Origin of the sequence: Vibrio sp. 10N.261.52.C11 (genome assembly GCF_041471405.1) — a bacterium.
Lineage (GTDB): Bacteria > Pseudomonadota > Gammaproteobacteria > Enterobacterales > Vibrionaceae > Vibrio > Vibrio crassostreae_C.
The window spans coordinates 126,514-143,869 of sequence record NZ_JBFROI010000029.1; the positions used below are offsets into that span (position 1 = coordinate 126,514).

Genomic DNA, 17,356 nt, shown 5'->3' on the forward strand with positions numbered 1-17,356 from the left:
AATCGAACTCCAGAAACTGAAAAGCCCAGAGACAGAAAGCCCAGAAACAAAAAAGCGCCTCACATTGGAGGCGCTTTTAGCTTTAGCTTTAGCTTTAGCTTTAACTGCAACTGTAATTTCAACTAGCTTGCTATCACAAATTTGTTGAAGTTGGTCTGAATTACTCAGTACCACCAACCGTTAACGAGTCTAGTTTCAATGTTGGTTGACCAACACCGACTGGTACGCTTTGGCCAGCTTTACCACACACACCAACACCACGGTCAAGGCTTAGGTCGTTACCCACCATAGACACTTGCTGCATCGCTTCGATACCCGAACCGATTAGCGTTGCACCTTTCACAGGGTGAGTAATCTTACCGTTTTCAATCATGTACGCTTCAGAAGCCGAGAACACAAACTTACCAGAAGTAATATCCACCTGACCGCCACCAAAGTTCGGCGCGTAGATGCCTCTTTCAACCGTCGAGATAATCTCTTCAGGAGTATGCTCACCTGGCAGCATGTAAGTGTTGGTCATGCGTGGCATAGGAAGGTGTGCATAAGACTCACGACGACCATTACCTGTAGGCGCTACACCCATTAGACGAGCATTAAGCTTATCTTGCATGTAACCTTTTAGGATGCCGTTTTCGATTAGCGTGTTGTACTGACCATTAACGCCTTCATCATCTACGTTCAATGAACCACGTAGATCCGTTAATGTACCGTCATCAACAATCGTACATAGGCTTGATGTGACTTGCTCGCCCACTTTTCCAGAAAATACTGAAGACTCTTTACGGTTGAAGTCACCTTCTAAACCGTGGCCTACCGCTTCATGTAGAAGAACGCCCGGCCAACCCGAACCAAGAACCACAGGCATGGCACCAGCAGGCGCTGCAACCGCTTCAAGGTTAACTAATGCTTGGCGAATCGCTTCATCCGCAAATTGGTAAGCAACTTGAGTGCCTTTGTCATCACTTAAGAAGAAGTCGTAACCAAAACGGCCACCACCACCAGCGCTACCACGCTCACGACGATCACCCTTCTGTGCAAGTACGCTAATAGACAAGCGAACCAGCGGACGAATATCACCAGCGTAAGTGCCATCAGTCGCAGCAACCAGCATCTGCTCATGCACACCACTTAAACTCACCGATACTTCAGTCACCATCGGCTCTTTAGTGCGAATGTAAGCATCTAATGATTTTAGTAATTCTGTTTTCTGCTGTTTTTCCCAACTCGCAAGCGGGTTAACTGCATCATAGTAAGCTTGATTAGAGTTGCGTTTGAACGCTTGAACCTTGCCGTTTTGACCTTGTTTAGCAATACCACGAGCCGCAATTGCGCTCTGCTTAAGACCATCCAATTGGATTTGGTCAGAGTAAGCAAAACCAGTCTTTTCACCAGATACTGCACGAACGCCAACACCACAATCGATATTGAAAGAGCCGTCTTTAATAATGCTGTCTTCTAGCACTAAAGATTCGTGCCAGCTTGACTGAAAGTAGATATCAGCATAATCAATTTGGCGGGTAGCAATACTCGCCAATGTATCTGCGATATTTTGCTCCGTAAGCCCTGTCGGGTTCAGTAGCGCTTCTTCAATTTGATTAATGCTCATAGATGGCTCTTGTTTGTAATTAAAATTGATTGGTAAATCGAGAGTGTTGCGCGATGGGCATATTTTGCCTAATGGACTCGCAACTGGATGTGTCTATCTCAACCACCATACTTTTAGGATCTTGGTCTAACTGTGCGACCACTCGTCCCCATGGATCAACCACCATTGAGTGTCCCCATGTTTCTCTTTGGCAAGGGTGTTTTCCGCCTTGACCTACCGCGACAATCCACGACTGTGTTTCAACCGCGCGGCATCTTAATAGTACTTCCCAGTGCGCTTGACCCGTTACCGCTGTAAAAGCCGCAGGCACCACAATGATTTGTGCCCCTTGCTTACGTAACTCTGAATACAAGTGTGGAAAGCGCACATCATAACAAATACTCAAACCTAAGCGACCAAAAGGCGTTTCCGCTGTCACAACTTGGTTGCCCGGAGTGAAAATATCCGACTCTCGATAGCACTTATGGGCGTCAGCGACATCCACATCAAACATGTGTAGCTTGTCGTAATGAGCAACGAGGCAACCAAAATCATCAATCACCAAGGTGGTGGTCGTCACTCCGTTAGTTGTGCTTATCGGCATACTGCCAATGACGATCCAAATTCTGTGAAGCTTTGCTAGCTCAGAGATTTTCTTTTGCAGTGGGCCATCATTAAAAGGCTCAGCACACTGGTGATAGTCGGCTTTACTGCCAAAAACTAACGCGTTTTCAGGGCAAACAACCCACTTAGCCCCCAACTCTTTGCACTTTGCAACTTCTTGAGCAAGGTACTCAAAGTTCAATTCAGGGCTGGGGCCAGATGTCATTTGAATCAACCCAACACAATCCATGTGTATCGCTCCTCCATTCATTATGATTCAGAAATCAGCATTTCACCGTATATTCGCTGACTCGGGCATAAGGTCTTTTCGGCTAATTTAAGGCCTATTCGGCTAATTTTCTCAGCTTCTCTGGCAGCTGAAACTCGCCAGAGCTACGAGAAAGTTCGCTCACCGTTGGTGAATCCAATGGTCCTTTCACCGAATAATTTACTTGGGTAAAGACTTCCACAACTGGCGAGATAACCGTGGTCACCGCCAATACGTACAGCGCCGTTTGAGGGGTTACCGCAAAGGCCGTTAATACGGGAATACCCGAGGTAATATCTGGGGTAAAGTTCACCTCAGCATCAACCTGACGCGTGTTGAGGTTAGCGATACCTTTGATTTTCATCTCACCTGCGACCGCATCCATGTTCAGATCATTGGTCAGGAAGATACCATTTTGAATTTCGCCCGTTCCGGTGATGCTGTTGAAGGCCATACCTTTATCAAACACATCTGAGAAATCGAGCTGCATCTTACGGATGATCGAATCTAGGCTAAACAGGCCAAGTAATCGAGCTGCGCCGCTCACATCCGAGATAATGCCTTTACCAAACTTGGTTTTAACGTTGCCATCAAGGGTATCCATTTTGATTCCCCAAGGCGAACCATCCCAATTTAGTTGACCTTCCAACGCGAATGGCGCTTTTTGAATCCCGGAAGTAATACCAAAGCGCTCCATGAGCTCGCTGTTGTTTTCACCCTCAACATCAACGGTTAACGATGAATGACTCTTGTCACCTTGCAGTTCCCACCAGCCACTCACATCCGCTTTGTTACCGCCGCTTCGCACCTGGATTTTGTTCCACTCGATACGATCTTCGTTCCTCGTCATTTCAACATCGACCTTACCCACCTTGTAGCCTTGCAGCCAAAAGTCGTTCAGCGTCAGGGTCAGGTTTGGCATCGCATCGTGGATCTCTCTATCCAATTTGGATATCAATGGCGCAGCTTGTTCTTTACGTTGCAGCAGTTGCTGATCTTGGTTGTTCTTATCACTCCACTCAGGAACAAACAGATGCAGACGATCCAGTGAAACTGTCAAATCATAAGGAGGCAGGTAGTTAATATCCCCTTCTAGCTCTTGGCTAGACACTTCCATTTGCCACGCCTGTTTGTTCTTACTAGCACTAAAATCGACGTCATTCCAAGAGATACCACCCAAGATCAGCTCTTTACTCTCAAAGGTAATACGGCTTGGCGCAGGTATGGTTGGCGTGTTCATTTGACTAAGTACAGCCGTTGAAGGCTTTACCGGTTCCATTACAACCGATAACCAATCATCGGCATTGAATTTGTCTGTACGAATCAGGGCGTGATGGCCCACCACCGGGCTAATTTTGTAGCCACCGCGACCAAGCACTAAGTTGGTCGCCGTTAACTCAGGCACGTCGCCTGTGATATCAATCTCAGCTTGGTACTTGGTGTTTGGCAATTGCAGGCGCGCGGTAATCGTCTCTTGGTTACCCGATGCCTGTAGCCTTGCAGAGCCACTTTCTAGTGATTTTTTCGCCAATGGATATGGGTAATCACTCGCCAAGTATTTTAGGTCTGACTGTAAGTCTAGTTGGTAGGTAAAGCCGATATCATTCAGCTGGATATCAATCTGGCTTTGCCATTGCGCATGACCTGATAAGCGGCTTAACCATTGCTCACCGATGTAAGGTTCTAGAGGCTTGACGTCCCAATCACCTAACACATCAATATCAACTGCATAGCCAGGACCATCATTAAGGCCCTTAAAATCAAGCGAGATACCTTGGTTAAGCAGATCCGCAGCGAGGCCATTTGCCGTCACTACGTCATTATCAAATTCAATTCGACCCGTGGTGTTCTCGAGCACCATTGGCGGCGCTTCAATCTCAACATGGTTGCCACTTAAGTCGGCGTAACCCCATGCTCTTGCTTCTTTTTCAGAATCAAACGGAATATTCAGCTGGAACTCAGAAGAGACATCACCACTCACTTGAAGTGCGGTTAAGGCTGCGCCTACCGAGCCCACCAGTGGCGAAGACGTCATGTAATCGCGTACTGCGTTGCCAGACGCCGTCGCTTTAGCTTCAATTTCAATATGGCCGCCTTCCCCTAAATAAGGAATGCGTCCTGTGATTCGATCTGCCGTCACATCCATCAGTTGAGCTGAGCGAGAATCCAGATGCATCGCATCATTTTCAAACAACAGATCAAGCTGAAGATCAGTAATCAGTGGCCACGCGGTATCAAAGCTGAATTTCGCATCTTCTAAGCCAACCCAAACCTGGAAAATACCATCGTGGTTAGTGTATGGATATTGAGACAAATCACCATGCCACAACAGTTTTACGGTATCCGCTTTACCGGCTTGAATCGCAGTTGAAAGGTAGTCTGTTAGATCTTGCCCAAGAGCCAGTGTAGGTAAGTAGCGCCATGTTTCACCGACATTGTAAGCGTCCGCTTCGCCGTAGAAGGATAAAAACGGGCTCGCATCTTTTGGGAAGTCTAAGCGGAATGCGCCTAGTACTTGTAAATCGGGGGTGGCAGCTGTGATTTTGTCTGACCACAGCTTCCAGCCGTTTTCATCTTGCTGCCAAACAATATCAACCTGACCTTGTTTGATATTCAAAGGAGCTTGGAATACGTCACCATAAGGGAACACATCGTCAATAACATGCAGGCTAGCTTTCGCTTCCGAGGCCGAACCAAACACACTACCAGACACTTGGCTAAAGCCTGGGACTAGTTCCCACTGCTCGATAGCAAGATCAGAAAAACTGGCTGAATAACGTAAACTGTCAATTCCCGAACCCATGGAAACACGGATATCAGAAACAGAGCCGCCCGGCGCCAATACGTTAATCATTTTGGTTGATTGTTCAGAGTCAGGCAGCAGCTTAATCAACGGAGTAATAGTCGCAATATCCAGCTCAGAAATGTTGAGTTGCCATGGACCTTGATTCCACTTGAACGCTACGTCGAGTTCCGGCCAAGGTGTGTCATCCGTTCTAAGGTTTAGTGAGTGACCATTTACTTGCCAACCATCATCAGTCGGCGACAACTTAAAGACACCGGACTCAAGCATGAGGTCATGCTCGCCATCTTCGTTCCACGCCAGTTCTGAGGGTAAAACCTCAACATAAGCGCTCACTGGCTTGCTATTTCGCAGCGTAAGCCAGCTATTCAAGCTCACAGTACCCGTTTCAATGCCGGATTCCGCCTGCATATAATGCGTAAGCCATGGCTTAACAGAAATGCTGTCGGCACTGACATAAAACTCACCAGTCACATCAGTCAGTGACCCACCATCAATAAAGTTAGCACTCACTGACAGAGAGTTTAGATTGGCATCTTTGATACTCACCACACCTTCAGCAAGGTGATGTTTGTCTGAATTTTGCCATTTTAAGGTTTCTATATCGAGCTGACGTTCTTCACCCGAAACAGAGTGATAAAGAATAGAAGAATCTTTTGCAGTTACATCGACGAGTGTTTTTAGCAGTAAATTATCGAGCTCTTGTATCACTCGCTTGGAAGACTCTGGATCTGTAGGTTCGTCTTTGCCATTTTGTCCGGCAAACAGATCAATTGAGCGGATATCAAGATACATTTGATTCATGACTAGATCGGCCACAACCGGGCGCATCTGCACGAGCGATTGAATCAAGTCAAACTCGACTTCAACACGCTCAACAGAGAAGGTCACATCTTCTGCATTGGGGAGGCTAGCTTTAACGCCTTGCAGAGCAATAGAGGGGTGAGTGTTACGCCAAAAACCGCCCACATCTTGAATCGAAAAATCAAAACCGGAGTGTTGGTTTACCCAAAGCTCAATTTCAGATTGATACTTGTTTAAATTGGGCAAGGCTACACGCAGTGTAGTAACGGCAATGGCTAGCGTTACTAAGAGAGTAACCACTAACCATAAACATGCACGTAGAATCAGAGTAACGCTTGAGCTCACAAAATTTCCATTACATCATAACAACATCAAACTGCTCTTGTATGTACAGAGGCTCAGCCTGGATTTTAACTTGCTTACCAATAAAGACTTCAAGCTCCGCAAGCGCATGAGATTCATCGCCCTCTAACGCCTCAGCTACGGCAGCTGCCGCATAGACCACAAATTTATCGGCGTCGTACGCACGATTCACTCGCGTGATCTCTCGAAGAATTTCATAACAAACGGTTTCAACTGTCTTCACACTGCCGCGGCCTTCACAAGCAGGACAGCTCGAACATAGGATATGCTCAATACTTTCACGAGTACGTTTACGAGTCATCTCAACCAACCCAAGCTGCGTGAAGCCATTAATATTGGTTTTCACACGGTCTTTGTCGAGCGCAGCCTCTAAAGAAGTTAGTACTCGCTTACGATGTTCCTCAGACAACATATCAATAAAGTCGATAATGATGATGCCACCTAAGTTACGTAGACGCAGCTGACGAGCAATCGCTTGAGTCGCTTCTACATTGGTGTTGAAAATCGTCTCTTCTAGATTACGGCGACCAACAAACGCGCCAGTGTTGATATCAACCGTGGTCATCGCTTCAGTTTGGTCAATAATCAAATATCCACCAGACTTTAATTCGACTTTACGATCCAATGAACGCTGAATTTCGTTCTCGGTATCGTACATATCAAAGATAGGTTTATCACCTTCATACAGCTCAAGCTTGTCTGTCAGCTCTGGCACGTATTCAGAGGTAAACTCTTTTAGGTTTTCATACTCTAGACGAGAATCGACCTGAATCTTACTCAGCTCAGTACCGACAAAATCACGCAAGATACGTTGGCTTAGGCAAAGTTCACCATACAAGCGAGTGCGCGCTTTGTGTTTACCACGACGCTCAAGAACCTTTAGCCAAAGTCGCTTCAAGAAAGCGGCATCTTGTGCAAGTTCATTCGAGTCAGCGCCTTCAGCCGCAGTACGGATGATGAAGCCACCGTGTTCGTCACAGTAACGAGACACGACTTTTTTAAGACGGTTACGTTCAGACTCGCTGTCGATACGTTGAGATACACCAACATGACTTGCGCCCGGCATAAATACCAGATAACGAGACGGTAGAGTGATATCAGTGGTTAAGCGAGCACCTTTAGTACCAAGAGGGTCTTTGACCACTTGCACCACAATGTCTTGCCCTTGACGGACAAGCTCTGAAATATCACGAACCTGAAATTGTTTCTTTTCGTTTTCAGCGACACATTCAGTGTGTGGGACAATATCAGAGGCGTGTAAAAAAGCTGCTTTCTCAAGGCCTATATCCACAAAAGCCGCCTGCATTCCCGGAAGAACACGGCTTACACGTCCTTTATAGATATTTCCTACGATACCGCGTCGAGCATCTCGTTCGACATGGATCTCTTGAAGAGCCCCCCCTTCAATCATGGCCACACGAGTTTCACTCGGGGTCACGTTCAGCAACAATTCAGCACTCATGGTGCACCTCAGGTTAGTAATTATAAGAATTCTTGCAGTAGCTGGTCCGTTTCAAATAAAGGTAAGCCGACAACGGCGTAATAACTACCTTCGATTCGGGTGACAAAGCGTCCGCCCAAACCTTGGATCCCATAGCTACCGGCTTTATCGCATGGCTCCCCTGTTTGCCAGTATTGTTCTATTTCTATTTCACTGAGGGGTTTAAACCATACGTCGGTAATAATGATTTCTGTTCTTTGTTTTTCTTCTGAAACCACAGAAACCGCCGTCATCACTTGGTGACGTTCATTCGCTAACTGAGTAAGCATGCGCTTAGAGTCAGCAAAATCGGTGGGTTTCTCAAGCACTTGCCCTTGGCTTACGACGACTGTATCAGAACCAAGAACGACTATATCAGAGCCATGATCTACAGTATCAGAACTAGGAACGACATGCTGCCTTTCAGAAGGGTTATCTTTCAATAAAGACAACGCAGCTAAAGCTTTATCTAAAGATAGTCGCTTAACATATTCTTCGGCGGTTTCTTGAGCGTGTTTACACTCTTCAACATCGGTTACGAGGACAGAAAACTCATAACCGAGTTGAGATAGCAATTCTTTGCGGCGTGGAGAGCCGGATGCCAAAACTAAATGTTTCTTTTCCATCGTCACGCTACCTCACATGCCAATGGCGACGCACGCGTCTCATTAATAAAAACATCCAAGGCCAAAGTATACAGTTTATCAATGCGCTCCATAACGATAACGGATTGAAAACAACATCTTGGATCAAATATTCACCAAAGAAGATCAACACCTCAAACAAGACCGTTAACGCGGCAATGATCATCGCTTGCTGCCATAACGCCATGTTACGAATGACGAGGAAGTTCATCGCAATAATGTACATCACTATTGCCATCATCATGCCTCGAATACCCAGAGTAGAGCCGATCAAAAGGTCCCACAATAAGCCTAAAATCAAAGCACTACCCACGTTAACACGATGCGGTAGAGCCAAAACCCAGTAACACGTAACCAGCAGTAACCAAGATGGTCTAAATAAATCTAAGCTACCAGGCCAAGGGATCGTCTGCAGAATCAGTGCTATTAAAAATGAGCAGAAAATTACTACCTTGCTTCTCAAAACGCTATTGGCCATCTTCGCCCTCTAACAATGCTTGTTCTATGCTCGATTGATCCGCTTGCATCTGTTTGTTTTCATCAGGCCATACAAGCAGCAGGTATCTGAGCTTATCGAACTCAACCACAGGCTCTGCTTTAATCACAGCGAACTCACGTTTCGGGTCGTAATCAACGGCCGTAACATAGGCGACTGGATAACCTTCTGGATATACCCCACCAAGACCTGATGTCACCAACAGATCTTCTTCTTGTATATCGGTACTGGTTGGAATGTGCTCTAGCTGGATCTCATCAATCATGCCATTGCCCGAAGCAATCACACGGATGTCATTACGAATAACCTGAACAGGAATCGCATTGTTTGCATCAGTGAGTAGTAATACACGACTATTATGAGCAGCAACGAAAGTGACTTGGCCGACAATGCCTTTTTCGTTGATCACCGGCTGACCTTCATACACCCCATCAATCTGACCTTTGTCGATCACGACTTGATGGCGATATGGTGAAGTGTCTACCGCCATAACTTCTGTGACGACTTTCTTTTCATCACGGATAAACGGCGAGCCTAACAGCTTACGAAGGCGCTTGTTTTCTTCTTGATATTGCTCAAGCAGAATCAGCTCGCTCTTCAGACGCAAGACTTCTCGTTTAATATTATGGTTAGATTCAATTAACCCTTTGCGAGTGCTAAAACGGTCGTAAACACCATCGAACATAGTGCGAGGCAAGTTGGCTGCATATTGAATAGGCGCAACCATGCTGTTTAATAGATAGCGAACATTTGAGAAAGCATCTAAACGACTATCAGCCAGCATAAGGCTGGCTGATAAAATTACAGCAAAAAACAGGCGCAATTGTAGAGAGGGACCTCTACCAAAAATTGGCTTCATTCTATATTTGGTCCTAGAGCTACATTTGATCCTATAGACAAGGTCCTAGGCTCTTTACATAAAACTAGATAAGAAAAGAGCCTAACACTAGATATTATTCTTCGCTGAACAGATCGCCGCCGTGCATGTCGATCATCTCTAGCGCTTTACCGCCACCTAGAGCAACACACGTTAATGGCTCTTCTGCAACAACAACAGGGATACCTGTTTCTTCTGTTAACAGACGATCAAGGTCTTTAAGCAGTGCACCACCACCCGTTAGTACCATACCGTTTTCTGAGATATCAGAAGCCAGCTCTGGTGGACACTGTTCAAGTGCAACCATCACTGCAGATACGATGCCAGATAGAGGCTCTTGAAGTGCTTCAAGGATTTCGTTTGAGTTTAGGCTAAAGCTACGAGGCACACCTTCAGCAAGGTTACGACCACGTACTTCGATCTCTTCGACTTCATCGCCAGGGTAAGCTGAACCGATTTCGTGTTTGATCTTCTCTGCTGTCGCTTCACCGATCAAGCTGCCGTAGTTACGACGAACGTAGTTGATGATCGCTTCATCAAAACGGTCACCACCAATGCGAACAGAAGACGAGTAAACCACACCGTTCAGTGAGATAACCGCAACTTCAGTAGTACCACCACCGATATCAACAACCATTGAACCTGTTGGCTCAGAGACACGTAGGCCAGCACCAATCGCAGCAGCCATAGGCTCATCGATTAGGTAAACCTCACGAGCACCAGCACCTAACGCTGATTCACGGATAGCACGACGCTCAACCTGTGTTGAACCACAAGGTACACAAACCAAAACACGAGGACTTGGTTTAAGCACACTGTTGTCATGCACTTGTTTGATGAAGTGCTGAAGCATTTTTTCCGTTACGTAAAAGTCGGCAATTACACCGTCTTTCATTGGACGGATCGCTGAGATGTTACCAGGCGTACGACCAAGCATTTGCTTAGCAGCGTGGCCAACAGCAGCGACACTCTTTGCAGAACCCGCACGATCTTGGCGAATAGCTACAACTGAAGGCTCATCAAGAACAATGCCTTGGCCTTTTACATAAATAAGGGTATTGGCTGTACCTAAATCAATCGATAGGTCGTTTGAAAACATGCCACGAAGTTTTTTAAACATATTCTTCGCTCATCCTGCAAGAATTAGAAGACAAAAATTGCACTAAATGTACCAATGCCTTGCTGTTACGGCAAGGCATTGAAGTGCAAACATGGACTGAAACCCGCAATTTCTTACAGATTCCTAACTTAAGGGGCAAAAATTATATTATTACTGACCTGTTAAGCCACTTTCACCTCGGTAGATCACACGATCGTTACCGCGGTAGATACCGAATATACGTAACACTAATAGGTGGTACTAGTTTTGTTCACTCCACCAAATCACTCGATCACTCCCCCTATACAAACCAAAACGAACTTCGTACGATATAGTATCGTCAAAAATACCATCTTGGTTATAATCGTTTCTCAACCACGGAAACAACTCAAATCCAAGCGTACTTTCTAGAGATCCTCGATTCCCCTCACCAGGCGCACTGTAAGATATATATCCCTGGCCATACTGAAGAATAGGCGTCGACTCTATGGTGGCAGCGGTAACACCACCTCCAACGGGTAGAGCACTTGAGTCATTACCAACATCAAAGCTCAAATCCACAACCGAAAAGTCACTGCAAGAGTCACTGGTATTCGTTTTAAAGCTTAAACCGTCAAAATAGTAGCTTGTTACAGCGGATTGCACCCTTGAGGTTTCAGGGCCAAAAGTATCTGCTAGATCTAGGTATCCCCAACGTTGACGTTGTGAATCTGAAACTGAAAAATCAAAACCGGAGCAAGAAGAACTTCCATTCGTTTGATAACAAACACCATCAAGATCTTTTGTGTCATTAACAGCTAAACGAACGACAACCCCTTCATTGATTGGTCCTAAGGAGGTTAGCGGTTTCACATAAGCTATTTGAGCCTCTTCTAAGCTTGCCAATTGAAGGTTAGATTCAAAAGTGACTTGTCCCGGCCAAGCAAAACCTTGGGTTTTAACAACTTTACTGGAATCGGTATCAATAATTGACAATGTTGAACTTTCTGCCCAGAAAGTTCTAAAGTCCCAAGGATTAGCATATCGCCACCAACCGTCAATTTTATAATTGATCGTTTCTTGCTCTCCGTTACTGCCCACGTTATCAAACGACCGTCCAGTAACCGTTAATTCAGGTAAGCGACTAAACTCCATCGCTTGTCCTAAATACGTAAATGTTGAACAAGCTTCAGTAAAACTCGGTGTGTTGCCATTCAGATGAAGATAATAAGGTGTAAACCGCCCCACAGAACCAGTTTGTGCACCTTGAACTGTAAATGAGTTGCTGCCTAAGTAGGAAGGTAACTCTTCAACTAAAAAGTTAAAAATACCTACTTCAGAAACACTTTGAGCGACAGAGTTAACCCCAGAACTAATTGCGGTATGACTGTAAGAAACATTACCAAGTAAACCAGGTTCTGTACCGGTAACTACTGGAGCCTTAAGTTCATGACTCAAAGAAATATCTTGTGAGCTAAAGTTAGGAGTAACTACTCCAGTATCGCCGGAAGCCCAAATATTTAATGTAAAAGCCTCACCGGCTTTCGCAAAAACGGAGCAACTTAAATCTTCAGTTACACAGGAACCACTATTTCCAGCCGTATTTTTAGCTTGTATATTGAGCTGCTTAGGGAAGCTTACGAACTGGGTACTCCCTTGCATATCCAATCCAAGTTCATCATCAGAACCTTCATACTGAGCATTAAGTTGTAACTTTCCTGCGTCAATATAACTAACATCAAACTCTGCTTCCCCATAATTATCAAAATCAACGGCAAATACTTTTGGGGAAGCGCTGTTCATCGCCAGATCTTTTTTAACACTGCCAACTTCTAAACCAATAATAGGACTACCAATAATGACAGAAGAATCGGGGGTAATGTACTTACCAAAGAATTCGATATTCTTTGAAGTGTTCTGGAAACTTGGTAAACACCTTTGAGCATCATCAGAGCTTTTGACCGCTTTAATATGACCAGTTACTGGCCTGTTCGCTATTTTGTCGGGTACATCTAAGACAAAACCACTACTAAAAAACTCAATGTTACAGTTGCCGCTTCCCAGACCACCTCCAGCACTCGAACATAATGTTTCCCCTCCTGGTTTGACCGCAGGATCAGAGTCAATAACGCCAATGCTCAAGTTACCCGCAGTATTCTTTCGAACTGAATATATTCCTGTACCGCTAGATAACTGAATTTGATTACCACCAACCCAACCTCCACCACCTGCTACATTTGCAGGAGATAAAGTGACATCAATATCTCCTGTCACCAGTTCTGAACAGGATTCATTAGCACATGCACGAACCGTCACTTCTTCAGCGTTGCACGTAAGTTCGCTACCTGAATGCTCAAACTCAAAGTGATCGATAGAATCACCTGGTACATATGAACATAAGTGCGCCTGGTTATATAATTGGAAAATTTGTTTATTCGTTAATGGCTGTTCAAAAATTTGAACTTCATCGATATAACCATGAAAAGCCCGCCCTGAAAAATTCTGGTCTTGGCCTATCTGTAAAGGCTTAGTATTATTTACTAGCTTTCGATTTGCATTTATTAAAAGTTCGCCCTGTTCCTCTCCATTAATAAATATGCTAGCCAGAGATTTATTATTACTATAATTTTCCGAGTCATATCTAAGCGTAATAAACGACCAACCATTTAATGGAATACTAACTTCACTTGTTAATGTTCTTGTTTGAGCATTTCCGTTCCCATTTTTGTTTTTATCTTGCCACCACCAGAATATTTTACCACTTGAGTTTAAGTGAAACTCATAGTTATTATCTTTCGATAAAATAGAATACAAACCGGATGTAGGGTAACGAACAGGCTTAACCCAGGCTGATATTGTGAAGTTTTTATCTATATTTAAAATATTATCATGTGGTATATTAATATATTGATTTAAATCATTATTAAAGCCTCCGAAACCACAAGTTCCAAGAGAATCAATAGTTGGGATCGCAGATAATTCAGATGCAGGCTCTGGTGTTGCTCCATTCACCGATTTACCATGTAATTGGTTACCAGAGCTATCTACTACCTCATTGTTCGAGCCATTCCATGTTGTTTCATCTAAATGATATAAGGCAATCGGATCGGGTAGTGCTTCTATCCCACACGCACTTTCTGGCACGGTTTTATACAAACAAGTACCATCAACCACCGTTCCATTACTGACATAAACCGTCCCCCAGTTAGGTTGCCCTGCTTTAACATCACCAATAACATAAGAGTCATCGAGTTCTACAATTTCAGAAGAACTCGTAATGTCACCAGAGACTTGGGAGCCCTCGATAACAATTTTGTTTGTAGTTGAAATATTCCCTTCAACTTCAGAACTTTCAATAGTGATGGTTTCATTCGTGCTCGTTAGCTCACCAAACACGACCGACGCCTCCATTACAATTTTGTTTGTAGTTGAAATATTCCCTTGAACTTCGGAACTTTCAATCGTTATAAGGGAATTTTTACTACTTATATCTCCATCTACCTCAGAATCGCTCAACTCCACCTCATTGCTCGCGGTAATGTTACCGGAGACTTTAGAGTCAGATATCTCTACCTCGTTGTTTTTAGAGTCAATAGCCCCCACAACATTGCTATTGTGGATTTCAATATCACCTCCAGTCTCAATAAAGCCCTCAACAGATACTGAATCAAAATCAACAGGTGTACTATTACCAACAAAGCTACCCAACAGCTCTGAAAGGTTGGTTGAGTAACTTTTCCACTCAAAATCACCATAACTCGCTTCTAGATCGATTGTGGCGGACAAATTTCCTACTTTGTTCTTGCCTTCAAATTGAAAGCCACCGTCTGCAATTAATACAGCATCAATATCAGATGAAAGAGTATCCCCTTTACCAAGCTTAACGATGCCATAATTACATTTATATTGGTTGCCGTTAACGGACCAGCTATTACTAGTACAAGTGGGACGGTTCACTTGCAGGACATAATCCGTAGCTAATGATGAAAAAGAGACGTTAAGTAGCACTAATATGAAAAAAAATCTAATTATCATCTCGAATACCAACCTCTACTATTCGTTGTAAAACCAAGCTTCCAACCGAACAACTTCCTTTCGAGATTAGTTGATATACATTGATACCGTTGTCTAAAACTCCAATAGACTGACAACTGACTTCCGCCCCACATTGAGCTAGCCCTTCACCTGAAAAGCTTATGCTTTGGGTGGTAGAAGCATGACAACTACCTTCTGTCGTGGTTTGATAAAATCGGCTAATGTCTATTTGTGCACCAGATCGCGCGGCCATTTCAGCCCGAGTACCAATCAGGCTTGAAATTAATTGATCACTGTTACGTTCTTGATTTTGATTGGCAACCATAGCAACCGAAGCCATAACCACTAGTATGAATATAACTAGGATTAAACCACTCCCCGATTGTTTACGGGGCATTATAGATAAGGGCATCATGGACAAATTGAATTTCCTCTCCTTTATCAGCAAACAACATTTCAAGTCTAATTAGCCCATTTCTTTGCAATTCATGTGCTAAGTTTTGAAAATCTGCGTTTTTTACATTTTCAGCCATTAATACGCCATTGCCTAATGCTTCTGGAGAGAGTAATGAGCGAGACAAGGCGTAATTAGCATAACGAAAAATACTAGAATTGACGTGACAATAAGCTACGGGAGAAAGATAAAAATAAAGGCGTTTACCTGGAGAGCTAATCTCAAAACCTGTAGTTTGCGTTAACTCAACGTCAACCATCACTGCAGCAGAGGTATTAAAGTCAACATTCTCTTTTACCTCTGCAATTTGACCTTCTGTCGTTGGATCAAGACGCATCGTATTCGGGTCGTTAGGGTAAACAATAACTCGCTCCCCTTGAGAAATGCTTTTGTCTATTGGCAATATTCGTATCACTGCTGATTTTGCCTCTGGTGCCGGAAGTTCTTGATAAATCGCACTATTGATAATCGGCAAAAATTCAATACAATCATTTTCAATCAAAATACTGTTAGGGACGGCTTCTCTTAATTCTCGAGTCATTCGCTCCGTGACAAATTTACCTTGTTGTATCAAAGCTTCACGAGCGGTGCTATCAACATAAATCCCCATACCCTGTTGAATAACATTTCCCAAAAATAGACCTACAATAGAAAGCAGAAGAATAGTAATAATCATCTCTATCAGTGTAAAACCACGCATTAGAAATTCCCTTTAATCGCAGAAAAAGGATAGCGATTACCCTGAGAGTCAATAATCACAACTTCAACCCTCTTGTAGTGCGTTCGGATAATAGATGGCTTTCCAGACATCATCACCGTATCGTCATTAACAACAGCAGTATCATAAAACACATCGATTTCGACATTGAAATTGCGATAACCCGCATCACTGAGATCGCTATCAAGAACATCTTCAACACGTCCTCTTAAACCATGAAAATCATCAACATCATTAGCTAAGCTCTTTACCAAGTTACCATTAGCGTCAGTTTCTCCGATGTCAGGTCCCAAATCATTGGGTAACGTGCACAGTTGTTGAGCTGGGGTTGAAATTGTTGAGACTGCACATTCAGGCACTCCTCCGTTCACGCCTGAAAATTGGTCGTACCCGCGCCCCATTACTTCATCAAGTACTGAGCGACCAAGATCAGCAGCTTTAACTGATGTTATTTGTTCTGCGGTCTGAATTGAACGCGGGTACAAAGACGCGGTAAGTCCAGCTAAAGCAAAACCAATAAGGGTAATCACAACGATCATTTCTATTAGGGAAAAGCCTTGGGGGCGGATTTTTTGTTTAGCATCCATAGATATACCCTTCAGTATTAATACACACTGAAATTGAATCATCATTAACAGTCGAAGAGATCTCAAGCTGACAATTCGACACTAAACATTGCTGAGATCGGCCTAATCTATCAAAATCAAGGTACGAAACATTGGTATCAGTTTGTAGCTTAAAGGCCACTTTATTCTGTGTTCCGTCAACAAAGCTGGAATCCGTAACGTCAGAAGGGAATGCCTCAGAACAAATATCTTCAGTACTAGAAGGAGATACTTGAATAGCTTGAGTCTGGCTTGGATTTAACAGCCAACGGTTACAATAACCAGCACGACTCATTGCACGATTTTGAACTAATCGCAATGAGGCTAATACTTCGCTTTGAACAAGGTAGGTTGAAAAGGAAGAGGAGCTCACATAACGGCTAGATGCAAACAAGGAAACAATACCAATCAATATAATAACGATAACAAGCTCTACCAGAGTAAAGCCGTTGGATTTTGGGCTGCTATCCATAATGAGCCTCTAACTGCCAAGCGAATACTGATTATACAAGATAACGAATGTAGTGATCTTATGTATATGAA

General features: G+C 43.9%; 13 protein-coding genes. All 13 read right to left on the reverse strand.

The genetic code is table 11. The features are described from left to right. Window positions 1-160 precede the first annotated feature (160 nt). Window positions 161-1,606, reverse strand: a complete 1,446-nt coding sequence (tldD, locus tag AB4323_RS12490) for a metalloprotease TldD (RefSeq protein WP_372152590.1) — start codon at window positions 1,604-1,606, stop codon at window positions 161-163. A gap of 19 nt (window positions 1,607-1,625) precedes the next feature. Continuing rightward, window positions 1,626-2,438, reverse strand: a complete 813-nt coding sequence (locus AB4323_RS12495) for a carbon-nitrogen hydrolase family protein (RefSeq protein ID WP_017061365.1) — start codon at window positions 2,436-2,438, stop codon at window positions 1,626-1,628. A gap of 94 nt (window positions 2,439-2,532) precedes the next feature. Next, window positions 2,533-6,408 (reverse strand): YhdP family protein, encoded by a 3,876-nt coding sequence (locus AB4323_RS12500; protein ID WP_017061364.1) that lies wholly within the window; start codon window positions 6,406-6,408, stop codon window positions 2,533-2,535. A gap of 10 nt (window positions 6,409-6,418) precedes the next feature. Next, window positions 6,419-7,888 (reverse strand): ribonuclease G, encoded by a 1,470-nt coding sequence (gene rng / locus AB4323_RS12505; protein WP_017061363.1) that lies wholly within the window; start codon window positions 7,886-7,888, stop codon window positions 6,419-6,421. A gap of 20 nt (window positions 7,889-7,908) precedes the next feature. Further along, a complete protein-coding gene (locus tag AB4323_RS12510; RefSeq protein WP_372152593.1) occupies window positions 7,909-8,532 on the reverse strand; it encodes a nucleoside triphosphate pyrophosphatase in 624 nt (207 codons plus the stop codon). A 7-nt stretch (window positions 8,533-8,539) separates the two neighbouring features. After that, window positions 8,540-9,028: a rod shape-determining protein MreD gene (mreD, locus tag AB4323_RS12515; protein WP_017061361.1), complete on the reverse strand. Its 489-nt coding sequence runs from the start codon at window positions 9,026-9,028 to the stop codon at window positions 8,540-8,542. Beyond that, on the reverse strand, window positions 9,018-9,905 hold the full coding sequence (gene mreC / locus AB4323_RS12520; protein ID WP_004735927.1) for a rod shape-determining protein MreC: 888 nt from the start codon (window positions 9,903-9,905) through the stop codon (window positions 9,018-9,020). Before mreC ends, mreD begins: the two co-directional genes overlap by 11 nt. A gap of 94 nt (window positions 9,906-9,999) precedes the next feature. Next, window positions 10,000-11,043: a rod shape-determining protein gene (locus AB4323_RS12525; protein ID WP_017062957.1), complete on the reverse strand. Its 1,044-nt coding sequence runs from the start codon at window positions 11,041-11,043 to the stop codon at window positions 10,000-10,002. Window positions 11,044-11,283: 240 nt separating this feature from the next. Continuing rightward, entirely contained in the window at window positions 11,284-15,036 is a 3,753-nt protein-coding gene (locus tag AB4323_RS12530) for a DUF6701 domain-containing protein (protein ID WP_372152595.1), read from the reverse strand. Continuing rightward, entirely contained in the window at window positions 15,026-15,451 is a 426-nt protein-coding gene (locus tag AB4323_RS12535) for a hypothetical protein (RefSeq protein WP_017061358.1), read from the reverse strand. The genes AB4323_RS12530 and AB4323_RS12535 overlap by 11 nt, the downstream gene beginning before the upstream one ends. Further along, window positions 15,423-16,190 carry a PilW family protein gene (locus AB4323_RS12540; protein WP_017061357.1) on the reverse strand — a complete coding sequence of 256 codons (768 nt, stop codon included), beginning with the start codon at window positions 16,188-16,190 and terminating at the stop codon, window positions 15,423-15,425. The genes AB4323_RS12535 and AB4323_RS12540 overlap by 29 nt, the downstream gene beginning before the upstream one ends. Continuing rightward, window positions 16,190-16,795: a type II secretion system protein gene (locus AB4323_RS12545; protein ID WP_017061356.1), complete on the reverse strand. Its 606-nt coding sequence runs from the start codon at window positions 16,793-16,795 to the stop codon at window positions 16,190-16,192. The genes AB4323_RS12540 and AB4323_RS12545 overlap by 1 nt, the downstream gene beginning before the upstream one ends. Next, a complete protein-coding gene (locus AB4323_RS12550; protein WP_372152598.1) occupies window positions 16,785-17,285 on the reverse strand; it encodes a prepilin-type N-terminal cleavage/methylation domain-containing protein in 501 nt (166 codons plus the stop codon). Before AB4323_RS12550 ends, AB4323_RS12545 begins: the two co-directional genes overlap by 11 nt. Window positions 17,286-17,356 lie beyond the last annotated feature (71 nt).

Coding starts and splice junctions, on each gene's coding strand:
- AB4323_RS12535 (WP_017061358.1), bottom strand. CDS start 15,451: ATGATGCCCTTATCTATAATGCCCCGTAAACAATCGGGGAGTGGTTTA.
- AB4323_RS12530 (WP_372152595.1), bottom strand. CDS start 15,036: ATGATAATTAGATTTTTTTTCATATTAGTGCTACTTAACGTCTCTTTT.
- rng (WP_017061363.1), bottom strand. CDS start 7,888: ATGAGTGCTGAATTGTTGCTGAACGTGACCCCGAGTGAAACTCGTGTG.
- mreD (WP_017061361.1), bottom strand. CDS start 9,028: ATGGCCAATAGCGTTTTGAGAAGCAAGGTAGTAATTTTCTGCTCATTT.
- AB4323_RS12540 (WP_017061357.1), bottom strand. CDS start 16,190: ATGCGTGGTTTTACACTGATAGAGATGATTATTACTATTCTTCTGCTT.
- AB4323_RS12550 (WP_372152598.1), bottom strand. CDS start 17,285: ATGGATAGCAGCCCAAAATCCAACGGCTTTACTCTGGTAGAGCTTGTT.
- tldD (WP_372152590.1), bottom strand. CDS start 1,606: ATGAGCATTAATCAAATTGAAGAAGCGCTACTGAACCCGACAGGGCTT.
- AB4323_RS12525 (WP_017062957.1), bottom strand. CDS start 11,043: ATGTTTAAAAAACTTCGTGGCATGTTTTCAAACGACCTATCGATTGAT.
- AB4323_RS12510 (WP_372152593.1), bottom strand. CDS start 8,532: ATGGAAAAGAAACATTTAGTTTTGGCATCCGGCTCTCCACGCCGCAAA.
- mreC (WP_004735927.1), bottom strand. CDS start 9,905: ATGAAGCCAATTTTTGGTAGAGGTCCCTCTCTACAATTGCGCCTGTTT.
- AB4323_RS12495 (WP_017061365.1), bottom strand. CDS start 2,438: ATGGATTGTGTTGGGTTGATTCAAATGACATCTGGCCCCAGCCCTGAA.
- AB4323_RS12545 (WP_017061356.1), bottom strand. CDS start 16,795: ATGGATGCTAAACAAAAAATCCGCCCCCAAGGCTTTTCCCTAATAGAA.